Origin of the sequence: Olsenella sp. AGMB03486 (assembly GCF_040884255.1) — a bacterium.
GTDB lineage: Bacteria > Actinomycetota > Coriobacteriia > Coriobacteriales > Atopobiaceae > Olsenella_L > Olsenella_L kribbiana.
This window is the reverse complement of sequence record NZ_JBEVTM010000005.1, coordinates 22,374-48,608: the sequence shown is the minus strand read 5'-3', so window position 1 is coordinate 48,608 and position 26,235 is coordinate 22,374. Positions and strand designations below refer to the sequence as shown.

Below are 26,235 nucleotides of genomic sequence, written 5' to 3'. Positions count from 1 at the left end.
CCATAGAGAGCAAGCGCGCCGGCATCCTGAGGGTGCCGGCGCGCTCTTTGTAGCCCTGAAGCTGATGCTTACTGGTAGCGGAGTGCTTCGATCGGGTCGAGCTTGGCAGCCCGGCGTGCGGGGTAGTAGCCGAAGATGATGCCGATCAGGATCGAGATGCCGGTCGCAATGGCGATCGAGGCAAGGTCGAGCACCGGCGTGATGCCGCCGAAGCCGGCAGAGGCCAGAAGAGAGCCTGCCAGCTGCGCCACGGCAAGAGAGCCGAGATAGCCGAAGACGATGCCGAAGATGCCGCCCGTGATGCACAAGATCACGGACTCGAGCAGGAACTGCTTCGTGATGTCGGAGCTCCGGGCACCCAGCGCCTTCCTGAGTCCTATCTCGCGGATGCGTTCGGTCACATTTGTGAGCATCATGTTCATGATGCCGATGCCGCCGACGACAAGCGAGATGGAGGCCACTGCTGTCATGAGCAGCTGGAACGTCATCATCGCGCTATTGACCTGATCGATCGCAGACTGCATGGCTGATACGTCATATTGCCCCATATGGTCTTCCGAGCTCTCGATGTGATAGTGCTTCTGGACCCAGGCATCGGTCTCTGCGACAAGCTCCATCACATCCTGGTCCTTGCGGGCGAGGCCTATTGCCATGAATGCCGGAGAGCCTGGATAGCCGAGGCGCCTCTGACAGGTCTTGAACGGCATGTAGGACGTGAGGATCGAGCTCAAGCCTGCCTGAGATTCATACACGCCGACGATCGTGAAGTTCGCATTGACGAGGCGTACCTTCTGGCCGACAGCATCCTCTGCGTCCATGCCAGTAAGCCTCTTTGCCGCCCCCTCGTCGACAAGGACCACGTTCGCGGCTTCCTCGTCCTCCATGTCTGTGAAGAAGCGGCCGGCAATGAGCTTCGTGCCCATGATCTTGAAGTAGCTGGCCTCGACGCCCTGGACCTGGAGATAGGAGTCGGAGCTTCCGCCATTCTGCGAGGAGTTCGAAAGGTCGACGCCGGCATTGTTCGTGAGGCTGATGGCTTCATAGCCGTCCACGCTCTGCTTGAGCGAGTCGATGTCGGTGCTCTTGATGCCCGATCCCACGCCGATCGTGATGATCCGGGCACGGTTTGCGCCCATCTCGCCCATGATGGACTCGCGGACGCCGCCGATGAGCCCTGTCATCGTTATGACGGCAGCGATACCGATGACAATGCCGAGAATCGTGAGGAGGGAGCGCCCGCGGTTCGCATCGAGCGCCTCCCAGGTCTCCTCGAAGTAGTCTCTTGCTCTCATGTGCGCCCCCTTTCGTGGGACCCGGACTGGGCCACCCAGGCCCGTTCCTCCTCGTCGGTGAGCAGATGTCCGTCCCTGATATGGACGCAGCGGTCTGTCCAGGAGGCGACCTCCGCATCGTGGGTGATAAGGACGATGGTCTTTCCTTCATCCCTGAGCTTCAGGAAGGTCTCGAGGATGAGGCGGCTCGTTGCAGAGTCGAGATTTCCGGTCGGCTCATCGGCAAGTATGAGCGCCGGGTCGTTCACGAGGGCACGGGCGATTGCGACACGCTGCATCTGGCCGCCTGAGAGCTCGTTCGAGCGGTGGTCATAGTACTCGGCAGGAAGGCCGACGGCGGCAAGGGCTGAGCAGGCCCGCTGCTCCCGCTCCTTCGGAGGCAGCGGGCCATAGAGGAGCGGCAGCATCACATTGCGGAGCACCGTCGCCCGCGGCAGCAGGTTGAAGGACTGGAAGACGAAGCCGATGCGCTCAGAGCGGATCTGGGCAAGCTCGTCGTCTGTGAGCTTCGAGACATCGAGGCCTTCGAGCTTGTATGAGCCCGAGGTCGGCGTATCGAGGCAGCCCATGATGTACATGAGGGTCGACTTGCCGGAGCCGGAGGGCCCCATGATCGACAGGAGCTCGCCACGCTTCACCGTGAGCGAGACGCCGCGCAGGGCATGGGTCGGGATGCCTCCTTCGTCGTAGATGCGGTGTATGCCCTGCATCTCGATGATCGGGGTCATGATGAGACCTTCGTCGAGCCTGCTGTGGCACCTTCGCCCAAGGCAGGGGATGAGGAGGAATCGGAATCTGCTGCATCGTAGCCGGAGATATCGACCTCGTCGCCTTCCTTCACGTTCGTGATGGCAGCTTCATCGGCGTTCTTCGCAAGGATCTCGACCGTGCGCTTCTCCCAGCTTCCCTCCTGGGCAGGATCGTTGCCCTTGAGTATCCAGACATAGGAGGAGCCGTCTTCTGCCTCGTGCAGCGCTGCGATCGGCACGATCAGCGAGTCGGGCACATCCTGCGTCACGATGGTCGCATCTGCTGTCATGCCCGGCTTCACGCGCGGATCGGGAGCGGGGATGATGAGGGAGACCTTGTAGGTGGCTGTGCTGCTGTAGCCGTAGCCATAGCTCTCCGAGCTCTCAGAGGCCGTGGCGACACGCTCGACCGTGCCTTCGAGCGCGACATCAGGCAGTGCCGAGAACGTGACCGTGGCGCTCTGGCCGATAGCAAGCGAGGAGATATCCATCTCGTCGACCGAGGTCGTGACGCGGAGCTGCGAAAGGTCGGCTATCTGGACAAGGGGTCCTGTCGTTGCGCTGCCGGATGCAGCGGCGGCACCCCAGGAGGCACCATTCTGGGCATTGACGGCGATGACGGAACCGGAGACGGGAGCGGTGACCGTGCGCTTGTCAGCCGTTGCCTGGGCATCGGCCACAGCCTGCTGGGCATTTGCCAGCGTCGTCTTTGCAGCATCGACCGAGCTTGCAGCAGGCACGACCGTCGAGTACCAGACATCGTCCGGGTCCTGCATCATGGTCTGCTCTTCTGCAGTCTTGGCGCTATTCCAGGTGTTCAGCGCTTTCTTGTACGTGCGGTACGCCTGGTCATAGGCAGCATTCGCATCGTCGAGCGCGCGCTGGGCGGAGGCTGCCTCCTGCTGGGCCTGCGTCACGGCGCGGTCGAGGCTGTCGTTCTTGAGGGTGAAGAGGACATCGCCTGCATTGACGGTGTCGCCTTCCGAGACCCGCACATCCTGGATGATGCCATCCACTTCAGGCGTCACGACGGTGCTCGAGACCGGCTGGGCAGAGCCCGAGACCGTGACCGAGGAGATGAGGTCGCCCTTGTAGACGAAGGTCGTCACGTGCTCGATCGTGCCGGTGCCCTGAGAGGCGAAGAACTGCGGCAGGATGAACGTTGCGGCAGCAGCCGCGATGACAGCACAGACGATGAGGGCACGGATACGCTTCTTGCGCTTCTTCTCCCTGCGGACGCGCTCCAAGGCAGCAAAGGCAGCAAGGCCTTCTGCATCCTCTTCGGCCTCGGTGCGTGGCAGCTGTGTCGTGGCAGCCGTCTTTCCGAGTCCTTCGCCAGGTGCCAGGACATTGAGGGGCTTCGGCGCTCTGTCTTCCGGCACGTGCTCGTTCTCAGCCATGGTGCACGCTCCTTTGTCTGTCTGAGGGAGGGGCCATTACACATAAGAGATAGGGGATGCAGTTCTGAAAGAAAGCTTGAATCAAAGGTACCCATAGAAGCCAGAAGGCGCGAGGCGCTGGAACCAGATATCGGCCAGCGGATTTTTGGCTTCTCGATGCTATCGTCTCTTTCCGCCTCCCATCTATCCATCGATATGTCCGTCTCTTTCCTTACATCTCTGTAAGGCAGGCACAAAGAAAGGGAGGAGGGCGCATGCCCTCCTCCCCAAGAAGCCCAATCTATGCCTGCCAGCTGCTATGCGCTGTACGTCATTCCCTTGAAGTGGAAGTCGACCAAGATATCGAGGCCGTCGTAGCCCTTGCGCAGGACATACGGGTTCTGCGGCCAGACAACAGGAATCGTGCCGAAGTCGGTGCGGACGAGCTGGTTGTCTGCCTTGATCGTGTTCTCCTTCGCCGTCGCATCGTCGAGGGAGGCACGTGCGGCATCGACGTAGCCGTCGAAGGCAGATGAATTGTAGAAGCTCGAGCGCTGGGAGGCATTCGTGCTGTAGAAGTAGGATGCCATGTGCTCGACGCCGACGAACGAGAGCGTCGACCAGGTCACGAGCGTGACCTGGAGCGTGCCGTTCTTGCGGGAGTCGGCCCAGAGGCCCGCATCGATGGTCTGGACATCGACATTCACGCCGACCTGGCTCCAGTAGTTCTGGATTGCGACCATGACAGACTGGTCCTGGCTCCTGACCTGGGCGGTGAGGGAGAGGCCATCCGCTCCTGCCTCGGCGAGGAGCTCACGTGCCTTCTCGGGGTCGTACTCGAGGATGTCGGCGCCTTCGTCGGAGCCGGTCTCCGAGGGCGGGATGAAGCCCGTGCAGGGGATGGCAGCACCGGAAAGGACCGTATCTGCCAGCTCCTGGCGGTTGATTGCGAGGGAGAGGGCCTGGCGGACGCGGGCATCCTGGAGCTTCGGCTCATTGAGGTTCAGGTTCACGAACTGCGTTGCAGCAGGCGTGTAGAAGACGATTTGGTCCTTCACATCGTCGTCCGATTCATACTGCTGCAGGAGCGACGTGCTGAAGAAGCAGAGGTCGATATCGCCGTTCTTGTAGTTCATCATGCGCGTGTTCGCGTCATCGATGTAGAGCACGTCGACCTCGTCGATGGCAGGCTTGCCCTGGTGGTAGTCCTCGAAGGCCTTGAGCACGACTTCGGAGGACTCATCGTTCGACTCGAGGTAGAAGGGGCCGGAACCGATGAAGTTCGTGCCGGTGCCCCAGGCATCCCCTGCGGCCTCGCAGGCTGCCTTCGGATAGATCGAGGCATAGAACTGGCAGAGCATGTTGAGGAAGGAGGAGTAGACCTGACGGAGCTTGATCGTGAAGTGCGTATCATCGACCACGGTGAAGCCGGAAAGCGTCTCCGCTGTTCCATCGAGCACTTCCTGGCCGCCCTCGATGTAGACGAAGGAGTCGGCCTCGGCCTTCTTGGCAAGAAGGCGCGTGAGCGAGTACTCGACATCCTCTGATGTCATCGTCGAGCCATCATGGAACTTGATGCCGTCCTTGAGCTCGAAGGAATACGTCAGGCCATCATCGGACACCGTCGGCAGCTGGGTCACGAGCAGAGGCTCGACCTCGAGCGTCTTCGTGTTGAGCGTCACGAGCGTGTCGCAGATGTTCTCCGAGGCACCCCAGGTGCTCGACGTCGTCTGCGTATCGAACGAGGTCTTCGAGTTCGTCGTGCCGACCTTGAGGACGAAGGAGTCGGTCGTGGACGTGCTGGCATTCGAGCCGCCGCAGGCGGCAAGGCCTGCTGCAGAGGCAGCAACGGCGGCGCCGAGCGCTCCCCTCAGGAATGAGCGCCTTGTGACGCTTTCGGGCAGGATGTGGCTGAGCACCGTCTGTCTCGGGTTGGTCATGCGGGTTCCTCTCTCTTGGCGGCTCTGCGGCTTGGCAGGGCAGCATCCCCGGACATGCAAGATTAATGGCTACACTTTACTAGGAATTAGATTGATTTCCATGCCTCGAGACCCATCATGTAACAATTCCAGCCTCTCCGAAAGCTGCTTTCGGCAATGGAGCAGCTTTCGGAGAGGCTGGAGTGCAACCGGCTTGCGATGTGTCTTTCGTTCAGTTCCAGGCGCTCTTGGACATGTCCTTGTAGTGGAAGTTCACGAGGACCGAGAGGCCATCGTAGCCTTCGCGCAGGACATAGGGGGGTCTTCGGCCACACGACAGGAATCGTTGCGAAGTCCGTGCGGACGAGCTGGCGGACTGCGGCAATCGTGTCTTCCTTTGCCTCGTCCTCGTTGAGCGTCGTCCTGGCAGCATCGACGTAGCCGTCGAAGGCAGACGAGCTGTAGAAGCTCGAGCGCTGGGAAGCATTCGAGCTGTAGAAGTATGAGGCCATGAACTCCACGCCGATGAAGGAGAGTGTCGACCAGGTCACGAGTGTGACCGTGAGAGCGCCGTTTGCACGCTCCTCGCGCCAGAGGCCGGCATCGATGGTCTGGACATCGAGATTCACGCCAATCTGGCTCCAGTAGTTCTGGATTGCGACCATGACAGACTGGTCCTGGCTCCTGACCTGGGCGGTGAGGGAAAGATCTGTGACTTTTGCCTCGGCGAGGAGCTCACGTGCCTTCTCGGGGTCGTACTCGAGGACATCGGCGCCTTCGTCGGAGTTCGTGACTGAGGGCGGGATGAAGCCACAGCAGGGCTCGGCCGAGCCGGAAAGCACGGTGTCTGCGAGCTCCTGGCGGTTGATTGCGAAGGAGAGTGCCTCGCGCGCGCATCCTGGAGCTTCGGCTCATTCAGGTTCAAGTTCACGAACTGCGTGGAGCCCGGCATGTACATCTGGATCTGGTCCTTCACGTTAGAGTCTGCCTCGTACTGTGTCAGGAGCGAGGTGCTGAAGAAGCAGAGGCCGATGTCGCCGTTCTTGTAGTTCATCATGCGGGTGTTCGCATCGTCGATGTAGTAGACATCGATCTCGTCCAGGCCTGGCTTGCCCTCGTGGCAGTCCTCGAAGGCCTTGAGGACGACTTCTGAGGAATCATCGTTCGAGTCGAGCTTGTAGGGGCCCGATCCTATGAAGTTCGTGCCCTGGCCCCAGGCATCCCCTGCCGCCTCGCAGGCTGCCTTCGGATAGATCGAGGCATAGAACTGGCAGAGCATGTTCAAGAAGGAGGAGTAGACCTGCTTCAGCCTGATCGTGAAATGCGTGTTGTCGGTGGCGGTGAAGCCGGAAAGCGTCGTGGCCGTGCCGTCGAGCACTTCCTGGCCGCCCTCGATGTAGACAAAGGAGTCTGCCTCTGCCTTCTCGGCCAGAAGCCTCGTGAGCGAGTACTCGACATCCTCTGTTGTCATCGTCGGTCCGTCATGGAACTTGATATCGTCCTTGAGCTCGAAAGAGTATGTGAGGCCATCGTCTGAGACGTCAGGAAGCTTCGTCAGAAGTACCGGCTTCACCTCGAGCGTGTCAGGATCGAGCTCGACGAGCGTCTCGCAGATATTCTCAGAGGCGCCCCAGGTAAGAGAGGTCGTCTGCGTATCGAAGGAGGCCTTCGGATTCTCGACGCCGACCTTGAGCACGGCAGGGGAGGAGCCGGAGGTGGAGGCAGCCTCTCCGCCGGAGCAGGCGGTGGCGCTGATGGCAGCTGCCGCCACGGCAGAGCCGAGCGCTCCTTTGAGGAACGAGCGGCGCGTGAGGGATGCCGGAAGCGCATGCGCGATGGCAAAGGTCTGATGGCCGGCCATGAAGATCAGCTCCAGCCTCTCCGGGATGCCCGGAGCTCGGGTTATCGATAAAGTGCATAGGATGAACGGTACGCGCTGCAGGGGCGCAGCACTATCGATGGAGGCGAAGCCTTCTGAGATTGCAGCGAAATGGAAACAGGCGACACGGAGCTGCAAACATGTCCACCTCGCAAAAATTGATGGATGCCCCGTGCGCGCCCTGCCCTGGCGGCGCACAATGGAGAGGTCTGAGAACGAGAGAAAGGATTTCCATGAGCGATGTAGTCGACCGCTTTGTCCGCTATTGCGCAATCGCTTCGCAGTCCGACCCTTCGGTGGATATCACGAAGCCGGAGAACATCCCGACGACGAAGACGCAGTTCGCTGTTGCCAACGCTATTGCAGACGACCTCAGGGAGCTTGGCGCAGAGGATGTCTCTGTCGACGAGCATGCCTATGTGATCGCCCACTGGCCAGCAAGCGAAGGCCTCGAGGACCTGCCGTGCCTCGGCTTCTGCTGCCATATCGATACGGCCTGGCAGACCTGGGGCGATGAGGTGCATCCCGAGATCAAGCACTACGAGGGAGGGGAGCTTCTGATCGGCACCGGGCGCGATGGCAAGCCGGTCACGATCAGTCCGAAGACGAACCCGGCACTTGAGCACATGGTCGGCTGGGATCTCGTGACAAGCGATGGCACCTCCCTTCTCGGTGGCGACGACAAGGCAGGAGACGCCGAGATGGTGAGCCTGCTCAAGCGTCTCAAGGACGACCCCTCGATTCCGCATCCGCGCCTTGCGTTCTCGTTCGTGCCGGATGAGGAGCTGGGACACGGTGCTGCCCTTCTCGACCTCAAGAAGTTCGGTGCCGACTATGGCTACACGATCGACGGCGGACCGCTCGGCGAGTTCTGCTACGAGACGTTCAATGCCGCCGAGGCGAAGGTCTATGCAACGGGTCGCTCGGTCCATACTGGCACGGCCAAGGGCCTCATGATCAATGCGTCCGAGGCTATCTGGCAGTTCCACAGCATGATCCCTGCCCAGGAGCGTCCAGAGTACACGGAAGGCTATGACGGGTTCTACTATCTCGAGCGCGTCGAGGGCAACTGCGAGGTCGCCGAGGCCGACTACATCATCCGCGACCACAAGCAGGAGCTCGTCGAGAAGAGGAAGGAGCTCATGCGCCGCGCGGTCGAGCTCGTGAACCTCCAGTACGGCGAGGAGGTGCTCAGGATCGAGATTCACGACCAGTACCATAACCTCGCAGATGTCGTGACGAAGCCCGAGTACAGGCACCTCATCGACAATGCCCGCGAGGCGTACGGCAAGATCGGCCAGGACATGCGCTGCATCCCGATGAGGGGCGGCACCGACGGCTCCCAGCTCAGCTTCCGTGGCTTCCCGTGCTGCAACCTGAGTGCCGGCTACTATAACGCCCACGGCGTCCGTGAGTTCGTGCCGGTGCCGGAGCTCGAGGCAATGGTGGACATGCTCGTGGAGCTCGTGCAGCTCTACGCAAAGAAGCAGGAGGCATAAGGTGGCAGATACGGCAAACGAGGTCAAGGCAGAGAACCTTCTCGCCCTCACGCGCGAGCTCATATCGGTCGACTCTCCTGTCGGCTATTACCCTGAGATCCATGCATGGCTCAAAGACCGCCTCGCTTCCTGGGGCTATGAGATGTACACGGACAACAAGGCAACGGCCTATGTGAAGGTCGAGGGCGAGGACACGTCCAAGACCGTGATGGTGGGAGCCCACCTCGATACGCTCGGCCTCATCGTCCGTGGCTTCAACGACGACGGGACGCTCCGCGTGCGCCAGCTTGGCGGCGTCAACTACCACTCGCTCGAGGGCGAGTGCTGCCGCATCCATTGCCGCGATGGCCGTGTCGTGCCAGGACAGGTCATCTGCGAGAAGCACTCGGTCCATGTCTTCGAGGATGCGAAGACCGTCGAGCGCACCGAGGATACGATGTTCGTCTCCGTCATAGGCGACGTGAAGTCCCCTGAAGATGACCGCGCGCTCGGTATCACCGAGGGTGCCATCGTGGCACCCGACCCGCACTTCGAGTCCTTCGATAACGGCTATATCGTCTCGCGCTTCATCGACGACAAGGGAGCCGTGGCAGCGCTTCTCGATACGCTCCTGTGGCTCCATGAGACCGGCCAGAAGCCCGCTGTGACGACGCTCTTCGCCTTCCCGATCTACGAGGAGATAGGGCACGGCGGAGCATATGTGCCCCCCGAGGTCTCCGAGTATGTGGCGCTCGATATCACGCTCATCGGTCCTGACTACGATGCCGACGAACACAATGTCGGCATCATCTGCGCAGACCACAAGGGCCCCTATGACTGGGAGCTCACGAACCGCCTCATCCGCTGTGCCGAGAGTGCCTGCACGCCGGGACACTGGAACACGCAGGTCTGCTTCCATTACTCCACGGATGCGAATGCTGCCTATGTCCTCGGCAACAATCTCGCTTCCGGTGCTTTCGGCATGGCCTGCATGAACACGCATGGCCGCGAGCGCTGCCATGTGGATGCGCTCGTCGAGACGGAAAAGCTTGCCCGTGCCTACCTCATGGGCCAGGGCCGCGCATAGCCTCGTGGTGCTTTTCGGTCTTTGGGAAAACATGGTGGCAAGAGCTGCTCCATGTGGGCATCATAGATAGTGACTGAACGACCCGCGGGAGCGGCACTGAGGAAGGACTGGCCCATGCAGAAGGGGAACAAGAACCTGAACGATTTCATGCGCGGCAGGAACGGCACCGACGAGCTTGCGGTAGCATCGCTCTGCGCTGCGCTCATTCTCCTGATCATCAATATCTTCGCCAGCCAGCTCTGGCTCACGATTGTCGTCCTGGCCTTCGTCGCCTATGGCCTCTTCCGCTTCTTTGCACCGGCATCCGAGCAGCTGAGGGAGCAGAATGAGCACTTCGTGAAGATCGTCGGCCCCGTCGCGCCGTGGCTGCGCGACCCGGCAGCTGCCCTGAAGGAGTCGCAGCAGTACAGGCATCTCCAGTGCCCGCACTGCGGCCAGATGGTCCGCGTGCCGCGCGGCAAGGGCGCCATCCGCGTCACGTGCCCGCGCTGCCATGAGAAGTTCGACACGCGCTCCTAGGAGAATTCGATGTACCGCCTTTTCCTTGCCGGAGGCACTGCCTCCGGCAAGTCCTCTGCCGCCAGGTATCTGGCCCAGAAGGGCGCCCTGCGCATAGATCTCGACCAGCTCTCCCGTGCCGTCCTGGCGCCGGGAGAGCCGTGCGTTAGAGAGATTGCCGATGCCTTCGGATCCGATCTCGTCGATCCTGCGACCGGCATCCTCGACCGCCACCTTCTGGCAGAGCGGGCCTTCAAGGATGCAGCCTCGACGAAGAGGCTCGAAGACATCGAGCTTCCCCATATCACAGGTGCCTTGAAGGCCATCCTCTCCGAGGGACAGGCCGAGGTCGCAATCGTCGAGATTCCTCTGCTTGACAGGGCAGAGTCCTACTTCGACGAGGCAGATGAGATTGCCTGCGTGATCACGCCTCTGGCACTCCGCCGCGAGCGTGCCATCGCGCGTGGCATGGACGGAGCCGATTTCGACCATCGAGTCGCCCAGCAGCCGACCGATGCCTACCTCGAAAAGAAGGCAGATACCGTCTTCAGGAACGACGGCGACGAGGATGCGCTCAAGGCGCAGCTCGATGCATGGTGGAAGAAGCGTGAGGCTGCCGGCTGGCAGGGGAGGGCGCGATGAGGGCACATGGCTGCGGCGGCTGCCTTCTGCGCATCATCGTCTGTGTCCTGGTGGCAGGTTTCATCTGGCAGCTCTTCGGAGCCGATCTCGAGCCCTATGCGAAGAAGGCAGAGCGCCTTGCCTATCCTGTCTCCTACGACGAGGCGATACTCGCATCGTCTGAGCGCCACAACGTGGATCCGCTTCTTGTCTGTGCCGTCATCAAGTGCGAGAGCAACTGGGATCCATCTGTGTCGTCGGATGCCGGCGCCTGTGGCCTCATGCAGCTCATGCCGGAAACCGCAGAAGAGCTCATACGCCAGGGCTATGTGGATGGCAGCGTGTACAGCGCAGATGCACTCTATGATCCGGAGACAAATATCGAGTTCGGCTGTGCCTACCTCGAGCTTGCAAGGCACGAGCTCGGCAGCACGGATGAGGTCATCGCTTCCTACAATGCCGGTATCGGCAAGGTGAAGGAGTGGCTCGCATTCGGCACGGGCTCCATCTCGGAGCTTTCCCAGGAGTATCCCGAGACGGCGACCTATCTCAAGAAGGTCCAGAATGCCTATGAGCGCTACCGGGCACTCTATACGGAAGGCCTTGCTGCAAAGGCCTGAGCTCTGTTGCAAGAACAGATGTTCCTGTATGATAGCTGCAGGAGGTCATGATGGCAGACAAGGATGAAGATCAGTTCTCAGAGCCGCTTGCCGGCTCGAAGGAGGCGCGCGAGCGCTTCGGTGCCGAGCTGAAGCGATTCGGTCTCGGTGCAGACTCCTCGAAGCTCGAGGTCGTCTCGCCCTATGAGCCGGCAGGAGACCAGCCCCAGGCCATAGAGAAGCTGGCAGACGGCGTGAGGCGCGGCCTTCGCTATCAGACGCTTCTGGGCGTCACGGGATCGGGCAAGACGTTCACGATGGCAAAGACGATCGAGGCCGTGAACAAGCCCACGCTCATCATGGAGCCGAACAAGACGCTTGCGGCGCAGGTGGCAGGCGAGATGAAGGAGCTCTTCCCGAACAACGCCGTCGTCTACTTCGTCTCCTACTACGACTACTACCAGCCTGAGGCCTATGTGCCGCAGTCCGATACCTATATCGAGAAGGATGCCTCGATCAACGAGGAGGTGGAGAAGCTCCGCCACCAGGCGACCTCGAGCCTGCTCTCCCGCCGTGATGTGATCGTCGTGGCGTCCGTCTCCTGCATCTACGGCATCGGGTCTCCGCAGGACTATGCAGGGCTCGCTCCGAACATCGACAAGTCGGAGCCGCTCGAGCGCGACGACCTCATACGCTCCCTCATCGATATCCAGTACGACCGAAACGACCTCGACCTCTCGATCGGCACGTTCCGCGTAAGGGGAGACACGGTCGATGTCTGGCCGCCCTATGCAGAGAATCCTTTGAGGATCTCGTTCTTCGGCGACGAGGTCGAGCTCATAGCCGAGATCGACAAGGTCACGGGCGAGGTCATCCGCGAGTTCGATGCCATCCCCATCTGGCCGGCATCGCACTACGTGACAGAGCGCCCGAAGATCAACCACGCACTCAAGACCATCAACGACGAGCTCACGCAGCGTCTCGCCGCGCTCAAGGCAGACAACCGTCTCCTCGAGGCACAGCGCCTGAAGGAGCGCACGTCCTACGACCTCGAGATGCTCGAGAACATGGGCTACTGCAATGGCATCGAGAACTACTCGCGCCACCTCGATGGCAGAAAGCCGGGCGAGCCGCCCTATACGCTCATCGACTACTTCCCGGACGATATGCTCTGCATCATCGACGAGTCCCATGTCACGGTGCCGCAGATCCGCGGCATGCATGAAGGCGACCGCTCGCGCAAGGTCACGCTCGTCGAGCATGGCTTCAGGCTTCCATCCGCTCTCGACAACCGCCCACTGCGCTTCGACGAGTTCGAGCAGCGCATCCCGCAGTTCATCTATGTCTCGGCGACGCCGGGAGACTACGAGGAGCAGGTCTCGCAGCAGACGGTGGAGCAGATCATCAGGCCGACCGGCCTTCTCGATCCGAAGATCGAGGTGCGTCCGGTCCGCGGCCAGATTGACGACCTCATCAGCGAGATCAAGGAGCGTACGGCAAAGAAGGAGCGCGTGCTCGTGACGACGCTCACGAAGCGGATGGCAGAGGACTTGACCGACCATCTCCTCGACGAGGGGATCAAGGTCAACTACATGCACTCCGATACAGCGACGCTCGACCGTGTCCGCATCATCCGCGAGCTCCGCGAAGGCAAGATCGATGTCCTTGTCGGCATCAACCTCCTGCGCGAGGGCCTCGATATCCCCGAGGTCTCGCTCGTCGCAATACTCGATGCCGACAAGGAAGGCTTCCTCAGGAACAGAAGGTCGCTGATCCAGACGATGGGACGCGCCGCCAGAAACGTCTCGGGCGAGGTCATCATGTACGCAGACGAGATCACGGACTCGATGCGCGAGGCCATCGACGAGACGAGGAGGCGCCGCTCGATCCAGGAGAAGTTCAACGAGGAGCACCATATCGAGCCGCATACCGTGCGCAAGGCGATCAACGATATCTCGGCCTTCCTGGCAGAGGCGCACGATACGCTCGATACGAAGGAGAGGAAGGACGGCGTCTTCTTCACGCCGGCAGGATCTGAAGCAGGAGATGCTCCTGCCATGACAGAAGAGCAGCTCACGGAGGACCTGAAAAAGCTGCCGCGTACCGAGGTCGAGCGCCTCATCTCGACCCTCCAGGAAGAGATGGCAGCAGCCTCCGAGTCCATGGACTACGAGGAGGCAGCGCGCGTGCGCGACCAGCTCGTCCAGGTGAAGGCGCTCGTCGAGCACACGACCGAGGAGGATGTGATGCGCCGCCTCAAGGCCGGTGCCCGGAAGGGCTCCGAGCATGCGACAAGGCGCCGCTACCGGGGACCGCGCAAGCATTAGAAGATGCAGAAAAGAGCGGGGGCAGCACGCGCTGCCCCCGCTTCACATCTGTCAGTTCTTTCTGTGCCCTATTCCCTGATCTCGCGTATCAGGTGCTCGGCGCAGCTGATGCCATCTGCTGCTGCGCTCATGATGCCGCCTGCATAGCCTGCACCCTCGCCGCAGGGCCAGAGGCCTCTTGTAGAGACGGACTGGCCATCCTTCTCGCGCACGACACGCACCGGAGAAGAGGAGCGGGTCTCGACGCCGGTGAGCACGGCATCTGCCACATCGAAGCCCTTGAGGTGCTTGCCCATCTGCGGAATCGCAGCACGCAGGGTCTCTGCGATGTAGGGAGGAAGAGCTGGCTCGATCGTACCCCAGGTGACGCCGCGCGGATAGGTCGGCTGGACGGTGCCTGCTGCTGACGATGGCTGGCCTTTGAGGAAGTCGCCGACAAGCTGTGCCGGTGTCTGATAGGCGCCCCCGCCAAGCTCGAATGCCTTCCTCTCGCAGGAACGCTGGAGCGACAGCCCTGCGAGAGGGTCGTCTCCGGGAAGGTCTTCGGGAAAGACATTCGCAAGGATGCCGGCATTCGCATTTGTGCCGGCGCGGTCGGAGAGGCTCATGCCGTTCGTGCAGACGCCGCCTTCCTCGCTGGCTGCGGCAACCACATAGCCGCCCGGGCACATGCAGAAGCTGAAGGCGCTCCTGCCGGAAGGCAGGTGGCTCACGAGCTTGTAGGGGGCAGCGCCGAGTGCGGGGTGTCCTGCAGCAGGTCCATACTGCGCCTTGTCTATCTGTGCCTGGAGGTGCTCGATGCGGGCACCCATGGCAAAGGTCTTGCGCTCGAGCGTTACTTGCTTCTTATGGAGGAGCTCGAGGACATCGCGGGCCGAATGGCCGCAGGCAAGCACGACCTCATGCGCTGCGATATCCTCGCCGCGCTCGATGCCTTCATGCTCCTGCGTCACATGGATGCCTGAGATCGAGCCATCCTGGGCAAGGTAGATGTCATCAAGCCTGCAGCGGAAGCGGACCTCGCCGCCTGCTTCCTCGATGCGGTGCACGATGTTCGTGACCACATGGGGCAGGATGTCGGAGCCGACATGGGGCTTTGCGTCCCAGAGGATGCGCTCGGGAGCTCCTGCCTCGACGAAGGTCTCAAGTATCAGCCTATGGAGCGGGCTCTTCGTGCCGGTCTGGAGCTTGCCGTCAGAGAAGGTGCCGGCGCCTCCAAGGCCGAACTGGATGTTGCTCTCTGTATCGAGGAGGCCGGTCTCATTGAAGCGGCTGACCCGCGCGGTCCTTCGCTCCGCGTCATCTCCACGCTCGATCAGAAGCGGGGAGAGGCCTGCCTCTGCAAGCGTGAGGGCACAGAAGAGGCCAGCGCATCCGGCCCCGACGACAATCGGGCGCTCATCGAGCGTCGAGGTATGCCGCTGCGGGAAGCGGGGCGGCACCTCGTCGACCGTGCGGACGTTTCTGTCCTGGCGGTGGTGGGCAAGACGGCGCAGGAAAGCACGCTCCTTCTCCTTGCCGCCCACAAGCGCGATGCGCACCGTGAACATCAGGTGGACATCCGACTTCTTGCGGGCATCGATCGAGCGGCGCCTGAGCTCGAACGAGGCGATCTGTGCCTTCGTGAGATGGTATTTCTTCAGCACATGCTGCTCGACGATGTGCTTTTCGGACTCGACGGTCCCATCCAGCGTTCCCAGAGGTATTGCTATGTTTGAGATTTCGATCACAGGGAGCGCTCCTTTCTAGTTCGGATCTCTCGGGCGGCTTTGGCAGCCTCTGTTCCGGCCTTCATGCCCGAGGTCCAGGCCCAGCCCAGATTGTATCCTCCGCAGGGCCCATCGATATCGAGCGCCTCGCCGCAGGCAAAAAGGCCACGGGAGCCGGCAAGGGCAGGATCTGCTTCAAGGGTCGGCGCGAATGAAGAGATGGCAAGGCCGCCGCGCGTGACCTGAGCATGTCCGGTATCTGTGCGTCCTTCGACCGTGAAGGAAAGGGCCTTGAGCGCCTGCGCGATGCGGTCGGGATCTCCGCCTTCACGTTTCCAGAGGAGCTCTGCAAGGCGTGGGTCTGAGACGCCTTCCGCGGTATGTGCCAGGCGGATGAGGCGGGACAGCTGCGATGCGGCATAATCCGGCGCGAGGTCGAGAGCGAGTGTATCGCCTGGTTCGGCCAGCCGTGAGAGATTGAAGACAGCGATGCCGGAGAGTCCATAGGGCCTGAATAGGAACTCCCCTGCTTCTTCGGCGATCTTTTCTGCTCCGCGCAGAAGCGTGGCTCTGCCATGGGCACGCCTGCCGTCGAGGGCCTCAAGCGGAAGCCCCTTGAGCGCAAGCGGACAGAGGATGGGCTCCGGTGCGATGCGGGGAAGCTGTGGCACAAGCGTCTCGGCCAGGTGTCCGCCGCCTGCAAGGATGGCGCAGGAGGCTAGAAGCGCACCTTCGCCGGCCTCGCCTGAAAACGAGACCTTCCAGCCCTTGCCCTGGGATTCAAGCTTCTTGGCACCGCGTCCTGGCAGAAGCAGGACTCCTGCACGCTGGGCGCGGGCAAGAAGGACATCGCGCACAGATGCTGCCTGCCTCGAGAGGGGATAGCAGCGGGTGTCGTCTGCCGTCCATGCCATGCCTGATGCCAGGAAGAAGGCGAAGACCTCATCTGCCATGTCCTGCCCGACGGCTGACTCGACGAAATCGGGGTGGTTGTAGAAGGAGGGAGCAAGATCTGCCGCTGTGAAGTTGCAGCGTCCGTTGCCGGTCGCCAGAATCGTGCGGCCGCACTCGAGGGCTTCTTCGAGGACGCATGCTGAGGCGCCTTCCTCTGCTGCCGTGATGGCACAGGCAAGGCCTGAGGCGCCGCCGCCGACCACGCAGACATCTGCAATCTTTGGCGGTGCCACCTTCATCGCAGCATCGAGGGCACGCTCGCGCAGCTGCGAGCGTGCGGTCTTCTGTCTTCTGCCTCCTGCCATGGGAGCCTTTCTATTTCAGTGCGTCCATCACGGTCGCAGAGGCGACGATCGCGGCAATCGCATCGGGGATGAGGCCGTCGGGGAGGTCCTGCTCCATCCTGCCGGCATCGCACATCTGCGCGAAGGAAGGATCGATCGGCAGCTGGCCCAAAAAGTCGAGGTCGTAGCGCTTTGCAGTCTCCTCGGCGCGGCTCGGGCCATACGGCTCGATCTTCTCGCCACAGTGCGGGCAGGTGAGATAGGCCATGTTCTCGACGAGGCCGAGGCACGGCACTTCCATCATCGATGCCATCTTCACGGCCTTGCCGACGACCATCTGGACGAGGTCCTGCGGCGAGGAGACGATGATGACACCCTCGATTGGGAGGGACTGGAAGACGGTGAGGGCTACGTCACCGGTTCCTGGAGGCATATCGACGAGCAGGAAGTCGAGGTTGCCCCAGTTCGTCTGGCCCCAGAACTGCTGGAGGGCGCCAGCGAGGATGGGTCCACGCCAGAGCACCGGATCATCGTTGTGCTCGAGCAGGAGGTTTGTCGACATGACCTTCATGCCGTTCGCGGTCTCGCACGGGACCATGTTGTTTCCGTCAGCGGTGACCATATCGTCGGCGAGGCCGAACATCTTCGGGATCGAGGGGCCGGTGATATCGGCGTCGAGGATGCCGACAGAGGCACCGTGACGGGCAAGCTCGGTGGCCAGGATGCCGGTCACGAGCGACTTGCCGACGCCTCCCTTGCCGGAGATGACACCGATCACATGCTTGATGTTCGAGTTCTCGTTGAGCGGGAAGATCTGGGGTCCCTGCTCGGCCTGGGGTGCATCTTCGTGCATCTGGCCCATCTCTTCGCGTATCTGCTGTTCCTCTTCAGGTGAAAGCGGCATGGTGCGCCTTTCTCTTAGGTAAATGCTGTTTCCCACCTATCATACCCCGCACGGCCCTTTCACCATGCTTGCGGTGCCTGAAAAGCCGCCTCTGGGTGCATAATGGGAGGCAATGCATCCGTCTGAAGGGATTGAGCATGCTTGCAGCAACGCTTGGCTATGTCGACCGCTACGACTTTTCGAACGAGCGATTCCAGAAGGCCTATGCCTTCCTGCGCCAGAACGACCTCAGCGCACTTCCGCTCGGGAAGCATGAGGTCGCAGGCGACGAGGTATTCGCGAACGTCCAGGAATACGATACGGTGCCGGCAGCCCAGAAGCACTATGAGGCGCACAGGCGCTACTTCGATATCCAATACATCATCTCGGGCGAGGAGGCCATTGCCGTTACGCCGGTCGAAGGCGTCAAGGCACTCCAGGAGTTCGACGAGGCATCCGACTTCTGCCTCTACGACGAGCCAAAGGCCTGCTCGTGGGTTCCGCTCCATGCAGGCGAGCTCATGATCTTGGGTCCCGAGGAGGCACACAAGCCAGGATGTGCCCTTGCAGGTCCCGAGCATGTACGCAAGGTCGTTGTGAAGGTCGCCCTGTAGCGTACGACACAGAATCCAGCGTCTTTGGCCCCCCTGCCTTTGGGCGGGGGCTTTCTCATGCCTCTCATGCTTTGGCATGAGGAGAAAGCCGAAGGCTCTCTGTACCATGTTTACGCCCAGGGGAGGAAGGTGCTGAATTGAACTGCGGAAAGGCAATCTTGCCGAATTACTCTGGACGATGCCTTTCTGGGTGGGCACAGGATGCATCTTAAGGTACCATTAAGAAATAATGAAAAGATTGTCCGCTCTCCGGGAACGCATCTGGGCAGGGTGGTGCAGACGATGCGCGGGACCAGGCAGCATGGCTGTGGCCAAGACATGCCCTGGACTCTCTGCGCTGGAGGCGATTAGGCAAAGGAGCAAGAACGTGGCCGCATCACGCATGGGTTCCCCCATCAGATTCCGCTGCGCGCTGGCAGCCTCGAAGCTTGTGCGCGGCGTGCTCAGGAAGACCGGACATGTGGGAGGACAGCTTCCCGGCGTCGTTGCCGAGAAGGTGGATCCAGACTTCCTTGCACATATCCCGATGCCGGAGCACCTCGTGTTCGTGTCCGGCACGAATGGCAAGACGACGACCACGAACCTTATCGCCGATATCCTCTTCGATAACGGGCGGATGCTCGTGACGAACCGCGAGGGCGGCAATATCGGTACCGGCATCGCCTCGACGCTCATTGCCAATGCTGACGCGGGCGGCCATCCACGTGCCGATACGGCTGTCATGGAGCTCGACGAGATCTGCTTCAATGAGGTCATGCCCTATGTGGACCCGGAGCTCGTCGTCGTGACGAACCTCTACTCGGACACATTCACGCGCTCGGCAAATCCCGACTATGTCTTTTCGGTCATGAGCAGGAACATCTCGCCGGATACGCGCCTTGTCCTCAATGCAGACGACCTCATCTCCTGCCGCATGGCACCGCAGACGAAGAGCCGTGTCTACTATGCGATAGCCCCTCAGCCCGAGGATACGAAGGAGCCCCAGGGCATCGTCTGCGACCTGCCGGCCTGCCCGGTCTGTGGCGGCAGGCTCGAGTATGACTACGCCCATTTCCGCCATCTCGGCCATGCACGCTGCACGTCCTGCGGCTACACGAATCCCGAGCCCGACTATGTGCTCACGAAGATTGACCACGAGAAGCATCTCCTGACGATAGAGGAGCGCTGCCACGAGGGGTCGCCTGCGCATGAGTACTATCTTCAGTCGCTCTCGATCACGAACGCATACAACCTGCTTGCCGCTATCGTCGCCGTGCGCGAGATGGGGCTTTCTGCCGAGGAGATTGCGCACTCGCTCGAGCATGGCATCAACATCACGACCGAGCGCTACCAGGCACGCAGCGTCTGCGACAGGCGCATCGTGACAATCGCCTCGAAGGGGGAGAACGGCACAGCCACCTCGGTCGCGCTTCAGACCGTCATGTCGGAGCCGGGCACGAAGGCCTTGATCATGCTCCTTTCCGATGGACACATGGCAGAGAATGCCGATGAAGTGGAATACCCGGGCTGGCTCTATCTCACGGACTATGAGCTCCTGGACGATCCATCCGTGAAGGAGATCGTGCTCGTCGGCGCGACGGCAGATGAGCAGGCGCTGCGCCTGCGGCTGGCAGGCGTGCCGGCAGAGAAGATCACAAAGGTCGCAGGCTGGGAGGATGCCGTCAATGCCGTGCATCCGATGGAAGCCGATGCGACCTACATCGCCTTTGCCGTCTCGAATGTCGGCATCGCGAGCAAGGCAGCAGATGCCCTGGCGAAAAGGATCGAGGAGGCAGATGGTGAGCGCTGATACGACGATCGAAGTCCTCTTTCCGGAGTTCGGAAACCAGGGCGGAGACAATGGCAACGAGATGTATCTCAGAGCCTGCCTGCCCGATGCCCGCTTCATCCATACGCATAGGGGAGATGTGCCCTATTTCGCAGAGCACGTGCCCTCCTTCATCCTCTGCTGCAACATGACAGAGCAGCAGCAGGACATATCGGTCAAGGAGCTCATGCCCTATAAGGAGAGGCTCGCCGAGCTGGCCGATAGTGGCGTCCCCATGCTCTTCTGTGGAAGCGCAGCCGAGCTCCTCGGCACCTGGATCGTGGATCCGGACGGCACGACGAACCCTGCACTCGACCTCTTCAGCTTCACGACGCACCGGAACATGCCGAAGCGCTACCTCGATGTCGTGCTCGGCACGTTCGTGCCGGCACCGGGGGAAGACCCTATCGAGATTGCCGGCTTCAAGGCACAGTTCACGCAGATGGAAGGGCACAACGAGTCCTGCTTCTTCTGCGAGGACGAGGTGGGATTCGGCCTCAACGTCGAGACGAAGCTCGAAGGCTGGAGACGGGGCGGCCTCATCGCTACCTGGATCATAGGTCCGCTCCTGCCGGAGAATCCCGATTTCGTGCGCTGGCTCCTGGACGAGATGGGGGAGAAGGACGCTTCCCTTGCCTTCGAGGAGGAGGCACGGGCTGCCCATGACACGCGCGTGCGCACGTTCCGTATGCCGGGGATGCATCTCACGATATAGCCATTTCTTGTTGGTTCTTTGGTGGCATGCGGGTTTCGGGACCCCGCTTCGGACCTTGGAGGTTCGGGGCGGGGTCCTTATTGCTACCATGGATGTATCCATCTCGAGATGGGTGAAGACTGCTCTTCAGCAGCAGGGACTGACAGTTCCTGCTGCCGTTTGGATAGAAGGTTGGAAGCATGGCATCAGATTCCATCGTCATTCGCGGTGCCCGGCAGCACAATCTGCAGAACGTCGATGTGACGATTCCCCGCGACAAGCTTGTCGTGATCACCGGCCTCTCGGGCTCCGGCAAGTCGTCTCTTGCCTTCGACACGATCTATGCAGAAGGCCAGAGGCGCTACGTCGAGAGCCTCTCGAGCTATGCCCGGCAGTTCCTGGGCCAGATGGACAAGCCCGATGTGGACTCAATCGAAGGCCTCTCGCCGGCTGTCTCCATCGACCAGAAGACGACGTCGAAGAATCCGCGCTCGACCGTCGGCACCGTCACGGAGATCTATGACTACCTGCGCCTGCTCTATGCCCGCGTCGGCGTGCCGCACTGCCCCGAGTGCGGACGTGTCATCGAGCGCCAGACGACGGACCAGGTCGCAGACAAGGTGCTGGCAGCCGGGCAGGGAAGGCGTGCGCTTGTGCTCGCGCCTGTCGTCCTTGGCCGCAAGGGCGAGTACCAGAAGCTCTTCCAGGACCTTGCAAAGGAAGGCTTCTCCCGCGTCCGCGTCGACGGCGAGGTGCATGAGCTCACCGAAGAGATCGTGCTCAACAAGAAGATCAAGCACACGATCGAGGTCGTTGTCGACCGCATCGTGATCCGCGAGAACTCCCTCGGCCGCATCGCCGAGGCCGTCGAGCAGGCGACGAAGCTCGCCTCCGGCAAGGTCGGCGTGCTCCTGCTTGCCGACAGGAAAGACCCCGAGCACATGCCGGAAGAGCTCCTGCAGTACTCGCTTGCGCTTGCCTGCCCCATCCATGGCCACTCGATCGACGACCTGCAGCCGCGCGACTTCTCGTTCAATGCGCCCTATGGCGCCTGCCCTGACTGCGATGGCCTCGGCTTCAAGAAGACGGTCGATGCACGCTCGCTCATCGAGGATCCGCATCTCTCCGTTGCCCAGGGCGTCTTCGGAAGCCTCTTCAACCGCTCGAACTACTATCCGCAGATCCTGCGTGCAGTCTGCGACTATATCGGCGTCTCTGCCGATACGCCGTGGGACGAGCTGCCCCGCAAGGCCCAGAATGCGCTGCTCGATGGCCTGGGAGACAAGAAGATCCGTGTCGATTACCGCACGCTCGATGGGCGCGACACGAGCTGGCTCACGAAGTTCTCAGGCGTGAGGACGATCCTCTTCGAGAAGTACCAGGAGACGACGTCTGAGACCATGAGGACACACCTCGAGAAGTACATCCGCGAAGAGCCCTGCCCGACCTGCCACGGCGCACGCCTGAAGCCTGAGTATCTGGCAGTCACGGTGGGAGACCTCAGCATCAAGCAGCTCTGCGATCTCTCCTGCAAGGAGGCGCTCGACTTCTTCGATCATCTCAAGCTCGATGAGCGCCATGAGGTGATCGGCGGGCCGATCGTGAAGGAGATCCGCGCACGCCTGCGCTTCCTCGTGAACGTCGGTCTCGACTACCTGACGCTCTCGCGTGCCTCGGCGACGCTTTCCGGCGGCGAGGCGCAGCGCATCCGCCTGGCCACCCAGATCGGCGCCGGCCTCATGGGCGTCCTCTATATCCTCGATGAGCCCTCGATCGGCCTCCATCAGCGCGACAACGACCGCCTGATCGCAACGCTCAAGAGCCTGCGCGACCAGGGCAATACCGTGATCGTCGTCGAGCACGATGAGGATACGATCCGTGCTGCCGACTATGTGATCGATATGGGTCCGGGTGCCGGCGAGCTCGGAGGCCACGTCGTGGCGGCAGGAACGCCGGAAGAGATCATGGCAGACGAGAAGTCGCTTACGGGCGCCTACCTCACCGGCAAGCGCATGATCCGCCTTCCGAAGGAGCGCAGGAATCCTGGACGCGGTGCCCTCAAGATCACGGGCTGCCGCGCGAACAATCTCAAGAACGTGAAGGTCAAGGTCGAATACGGTACCTTCACGGTCGTGACGGGCGTCTCGGGATCGGGCAAGTCATCGCTTGTGACCGATACCCTGGCACCAGCATTGACGAACATCATCCAGCACTCGAAGCGTCCTGTCGGCCCCTACCGTACGCTCGAGGGGCTCGAGGACGAGGATGGCAGGAAGTGCATCGACAAGGTCATCGATATCGACCAGAGCCCGATCGGGCGCACGCCGCGCTCGAACCCGGCCACCTATATCGGCCTCTGGGACGATCTCAGGCGGCTCTTTGCCTCGACGCCTGAGAGCCGTGCCCGAGGCTACAGCGCAGGGCGCTTCAGCTTCAACGTGCCGGGAGGCCGCTGCGAGGCCTGCAAGGGCGATGGCCAGATCAAGATCGAGATGAACTTCCTGCCTGACATCTATGTACCCTGCGATGTCTGCCATGGCAAGCGCTACAACAGGGAGACCCTGGAGGTCAAGTACAACGGCAAGTCCATTGCCGATGTCCTCGACATGACGGTCACAGAGGCGCTCTCATTCTTCCAGAACATCCCGAAGATCCGCCGCAAGCTCGAGACGCTCTTCGATGTGGGCCTGGGCTATGTGCACCTGGGACAGCCGGCAACGACCTTGTCCGGCGGCGAGGCACAGCGCGTGAAGCTTGCCAAGGAGCTCCAGCGTGTCCAGACAGGCAGGACGTTCTATATCCTCGACGAGCCGACGACGGGTCTCCACTTCGAGGACGTGCGCCAGCTTGTTCAGGTATTGGAGCGTTTGGTGGATGCCGGCAACACGGTCCTTGTGATAGAGCACAATCTGGACGTCATAAAGATGGCGGACCGTCTCATCGATATGGGCCCTGAAGGCGGCGATGGGGGTGGCACGGTCGTTGCCTATGGCACGCCCGAAGAGGTCGCGAAGGTCAAAGAATCGTATACCGGACGCTATCTTGCGCCGATCCTTGCGCGCGACCGGGCACGCATGGAGAAGGAGGATGCAGCAGATGTCGAAGCGTGAGGGGCAGGTCAAGACGAATGCGATGCGCGAGCTCGACCAGGCACACATCCCCTATAGGGTGCAGGTCGTCGAGGGTGAAGAGGATATCTCGAGAGGACTCGGCGTCCGCATGGCAGAAGAGGTCGGGGCAGACCCCGAGAGCCAGTTCAAGACGCTTGTCTGCGTCTCGCCGACACGGGACCACGTCGTGTGCTGCATACCTGTGGCAGAAGAGCTCGACCTCAAGAAGGCAGCAGCGGCAGCAGGGGAGAAGTCGCTCGAGCTCATGCCGATAAAGCAGCTCGAGAGCGTCACGGGCTATGTGCGTGGCGGCTGCACCCCTGTCGGCATGAAGAAGAAGTTCCCGACCTTGATCGACGAGACGGCCGAACTCTTCGATGAGATCGGCATCTCGGGCGGGAAGCGTGGCGTCGGCCTCATCGTGGCACCGGAGCCCCTGGCCAAGTTCCTGGACGCACGCTTCGTCGATATCGTGCAGGAAGGGCGATGATGGAGAACAGAGAAATGGACATCGAGGAGCAGCAGACTGACGAGGAAGAGGCGCTTGCCGAGTCGGTAGGCCGCTCGTCTGCAATGATGAGCGTGCTCGTGATGATTTCGCGTATCACGGGCTTCTTCCGCACCTGGGCGCAGGCATATGCCGTCGGCGTCACGATGCTCGCCTCGTGCTACACAATCGCGAACAACCTCCCGAATCTGCTCTATGAGCTTGTCATGGGCGGCATGCTCGTCACGGCATTCCTGCCTGTCTACATGAACGTGAAGCGCAAGCTCGGACGCGAAGGTGCCAATGCCTACGCCTCGAACCTCTTCTCGCTCATCCTCCTCATCATGGGCGGCCTCTCCATCCTCTGCATCATCTTCGCGGCGCCGGTCGTGTGGACGCAGACGTTCTCGGCGACCAAGGAGTTCGACTTCGACCTCTCGGTCTACTTCTTCCGCTTCTTCGCAATCGAGATCATGCTCTACTCGCTCTCGACCGTCGTCTCCGGCATCCTAAATGCCGAACGCGAGTACTTCTGGAGCACGGCAGCGCCGATCTTCAACAACTTCGTGACGATCGCTTCCTTCGTGCTCTATGCCTGGCTCGTTCCCACGAACCAGGGGCTGGCGCTCCTGATCCTGGCGCTCGGCAACCCTCTGGGCGTTGCCGTGCAGCTCCTCGTGCAGCTGCCGAGCCTCCACAAGATGGGCGTGCGCATCCACTTCAAGATCGACCTCCACGATCCTGCCATCAAGGACACGCTCTCCATCGGCATCCCGTCGCTTCTCTGCACGATCGTGATGTTCGTCACGTCCTCCGTGCAGACATCCTGCGAGATGCAGTCTTCGGTCTCCGGCTCCTCGGTCGCCTACTATGCCCGCATCTGGTATACGCTGCCGTATTCGATTCTCTGCGTGCCAATCACGACGGCCATGTTCACAGAGCTCTCAGACCTCTATGCGAAGCACGATATGACGGGATATAGGCGCGGCATCTCGTCCGGCACAAGCAAGATCTTGTTCCTCTTGATCCCGATGATGCTCTTCCTGATCGTGTTCTCGACGCCCCTGATTACCGTGATGGCAGGCAGGAGCTTCTCTGCTGATGAGATCGAGATGACGGCGAGCTTCCTCATCGCCCTTGCGTTCTCGCTTCCGCTCTACGGCGTCTATATCTATCTCCAGAAGATCTGCTCCTCGATGCGCCATATGATGCTCTTCGCTGTTGCCAACATCGTGGCCGGCGTCGTCGAGGTCATCTACCTCATGGTCGCGACGCCGAGATACGGCCTCAACTGCTCGGCCTGGGGCAACACGGTCTTCTATGTGATCGTCGATATCGTGGCCTTCATGGAGCTCCATCACCGGATCGGCGGTGTCGGCATCCGCCATATGGCAGTCTCTGCCGTGCGCTCGCTCGCACTCGGTGCCGCAGGCGCTGTCGCTGCCTTCCTCATCCTCCAGCTCCTCGGACACTTCTTCGGCCCCACGGACGGCTCGATGCTCAAGGGCATCCTCTATTCCGTCATCGGCGGCATCCCGGCCCTGATCGTGACCTACGGCGGAGCGGTCGCCCTGAAGATCCCTGAGGCTGATGCAATCGGCCGCCTCATGGACCGCTTCCTGCCGGCACGCCTGCGCAGGTAGAGAACAGCCAGATAGCATCGAAACGATTTCGAGGCCTCCGCTTGGCGGGGGCCTCGCTGCATCTGCCGAAACAATGGCACAGGTGAGATCTCGGCCTTTGCCTGCTTGGTACCATGCGGGACAGAACCCAAGAGCCCACGCTTGCCGGAGAAGATGTGCCATGCTCCTTGATCTCTTTTCAGAGGACTCTCTGCCCTCATCTGGATTCCCGTCATCGTCTTC

At 61.3% G+C, this 26,235-nt stretch carries 19 protein-coding genes and 1 pseudogene; 12 read left to right on the top strand and 8 right to left on the bottom strand.

Annotated elements, in window-relative coordinates; all coding sequences use genetic code 11:
- Nucleotides 1–68 precede the first annotated feature (68 nt).
- The 5 genes and pseudogenes from ABVS03_RS03745 to ABVS03_RS03725 form a co-directional block, all read right to left on the bottom strand.
- On the bottom strand, nt 69–1,292 hold the full coding sequence (locus ABVS03_RS03745; protein ID WP_368018097.1) for an ABC transporter permease: 1,224 nt from the start codon (nt 1,290–1,292) through the stop codon (nt 69–71).
- Nucleotides 1,289–2,020, bottom strand: coding sequence for an ABC transporter ATP-binding protein (locus tag ABVS03_RS03740; protein WP_330971234.1), 732 nt, complete (start codon nt 2,018–2,020; stop codon nt 1,289–1,291). Before ABVS03_RS03740 ends, ABVS03_RS03745 begins: the two co-directional genes overlap by 4 nt.
- Complete coding sequence (locus ABVS03_RS03735; RefSeq protein ID WP_368018096.1) at nt 2,017–3,441, bottom strand: efflux RND transporter periplasmic adaptor subunit; 1,425 nt, start codon at nt 3,439–3,441, stop codon at nt 2,017–2,019. The genes ABVS03_RS03740 and ABVS03_RS03735 overlap by 4 nt, the downstream gene beginning before the upstream one ends.
- A 296-nt stretch (nt 3,442–3,737) precedes the next feature.
- Nucleotides 3,738–5,360, bottom strand: coding sequence for an ABC transporter substrate-binding protein (locus ABVS03_RS03730; protein WP_368018095.1), 1,623 nt, complete (start codon nt 5,358–5,360; stop codon nt 3,738–3,740).
- 86 nt (nt 5,361–5,446) lie between these two features.
- A pseudogene (locus ABVS03_RS03725) lies at nt 5,447–7,200 on the bottom strand (ABC transporter substrate-binding protein).
- A 251-nt stretch (nt 7,201–7,451) separates the two neighbouring features.
- On the opposite strand from ABVS03_RS03725, the gene pepT reads away from it, so the two are divergent.
- From pepT to uvrB, 6 genes are all read left to right on the top strand, one after another.
- Nucleotides 7,452–8,717 (top strand): peptidase T, encoded by a 1,266-nt coding sequence (pepT, locus tag ABVS03_RS03720; RefSeq protein WP_368018094.1) that lies wholly within the window; start codon nt 7,452–7,454, stop codon nt 8,715–8,717.
- Nucleotide 8,718: 1 nt separating this feature from the next.
- A complete protein-coding gene (locus ABVS03_RS03715) occupies nt 8,719–9,783 on the top strand; it encodes a peptidase M42 (RefSeq protein WP_368018093.1) in 1,065 nt (354 codons plus the stop codon).
- A gap of 114 nt (nt 9,784–9,897) precedes the next feature.
- Nucleotides 9,898–10,302, top strand: a complete 405-nt coding sequence (locus tag ABVS03_RS03710) for a hypothetical protein (protein WP_330971228.1) — start codon at nt 9,898–9,900, stop codon at nt 10,300–10,302.
- A 9-nt stretch (nt 10,303–10,311) separates the two neighbouring features.
- The gene (gene coaE / locus ABVS03_RS03705) at nt 10,312–10,923 is read left to right on the top strand and encodes a dephospho-CoA kinase (protein WP_368018092.1); all 612 of its coding nucleotides are present in this window, start codon (nt 10,312–10,314) and stop codon (nt 10,921–10,923) included.
- Nucleotides 10,920–11,522 (top strand): lytic transglycosylase domain-containing protein, encoded by a 603-nt coding sequence (locus ABVS03_RS03700; RefSeq protein ID WP_368018091.1) that lies wholly within the window; start codon nt 10,920–10,922, stop codon nt 11,520–11,522. The genes coaE and ABVS03_RS03700 overlap by 4 nt, the downstream gene beginning before the upstream one ends.
- A 50-nt stretch (nt 11,523–11,572) precedes the next feature.
- Nucleotides 11,573–13,828 carry an excinuclease ABC subunit UvrB gene (gene uvrB / locus ABVS03_RS03695; RefSeq protein WP_368018090.1) on the top strand — a complete coding sequence of 752 codons (2,256 nt, stop codon included), beginning with the start codon at nt 11,573–11,575 and terminating at the stop codon, nt 13,826–13,828.
- A gap of 68 nt (nt 13,829–13,896) precedes the next feature.
- On the opposite strand, the gene ABVS03_RS03690 is transcribed toward uvrB, so the two are convergent.
- Genes ABVS03_RS03690 through ABVS03_RS03680 form a run of 3 tightly spaced genes read right to left on the bottom strand, consistent with a single transcriptional unit; the run spans nt 13,897 to nt 17,628 of the window.
- Nucleotides 13,897–15,558, bottom strand: coding sequence for an NAD(P)/FAD-dependent oxidoreductase (locus tag ABVS03_RS03690; protein ID WP_368018089.1), 1,662 nt, complete (start codon nt 15,556–15,558; stop codon nt 13,897–13,899).
- Nucleotides 15,555–16,796 carry an aminoacetone oxidase family FAD-binding enzyme gene (locus tag ABVS03_RS03685; RefSeq protein WP_368018088.1) on the bottom strand — a complete coding sequence of 414 codons (1,242 nt, stop codon included), beginning with the start codon at nt 16,794–16,796 and terminating at the stop codon, nt 15,555–15,557. The genes ABVS03_RS03690 and ABVS03_RS03685 overlap by 4 nt, the downstream gene beginning before the upstream one ends.
- A gap of 10 nt (nt 16,797–16,806) precedes the next feature.
- A complete protein-coding gene (locus tag ABVS03_RS03680) occupies nt 16,807–17,628 on the bottom strand; it encodes an Mrp/NBP35 family ATP-binding protein (protein ID WP_368018165.1) in 822 nt (273 codons plus the stop codon).
- A gap of 188 nt (nt 17,629–17,816) precedes the next feature.
- Between ABVS03_RS03680 and ABVS03_RS03675 the strand changes: the two genes are divergently transcribed.
- The 6 genes from ABVS03_RS03675 (at nt 17,817) to murJ (ending at nt 26,013) form a co-directional block, all read left to right on the top strand.
- On the top strand, nt 17,817–18,272 hold the full coding sequence (locus ABVS03_RS03675; protein ID WP_330971222.1) for a YhcH/YjgK/YiaL family protein: 456 nt from the start codon (nt 17,817–17,819) through the stop codon (nt 18,270–18,272).
- A gap of 367 nt (nt 18,273–18,639) precedes the next feature.
- Nucleotides 18,640–20,061 carry a MurT ligase domain-containing protein gene (locus ABVS03_RS03670; protein ID WP_368018087.1) on the top strand — a complete coding sequence of 474 codons (1,422 nt, stop codon included), beginning with the start codon at nt 18,640–18,642 and terminating at the stop codon, nt 20,059–20,061.
- Nucleotides 20,048–20,794: a glutamine amidotransferase gene (locus ABVS03_RS03665; RefSeq protein WP_368018086.1), complete on the top strand. Its 747-nt coding sequence runs from the start codon at nt 20,048–20,050 to the stop codon at nt 20,792–20,794. The genes ABVS03_RS03670 and ABVS03_RS03665 overlap by 14 nt, the downstream gene beginning before the upstream one ends.
- A gap of 179 nt (nt 20,795–20,973) precedes the next feature.
- Complete coding sequence (gene uvrA / locus ABVS03_RS03660) at nt 20,974–23,883, top strand: excinuclease ABC subunit UvrA (protein ID WP_368018085.1); 2,910 nt, start codon at nt 20,974–20,976, stop codon at nt 23,881–23,883.
- Entirely contained in the window at nt 23,870–24,373 is a 504-nt protein-coding gene (gene ybaK / locus ABVS03_RS03655) for a Cys-tRNA(Pro) deacylase (protein WP_330971218.1), read from the top strand. Before uvrA ends, ybaK begins: the two co-directional genes overlap by 14 nt.
- Nucleotides 24,373–26,013, top strand: coding sequence for a murein biosynthesis integral membrane protein MurJ (gene murJ / locus ABVS03_RS03650; protein ID WP_368018084.1), 1,641 nt, complete (start codon nt 24,373–24,375; stop codon nt 26,011–26,013). The genes ybaK and murJ overlap by 1 nt, the downstream gene beginning before the upstream one ends.
- Nucleotides 26,014–26,235 lie beyond the last annotated feature (222 nt).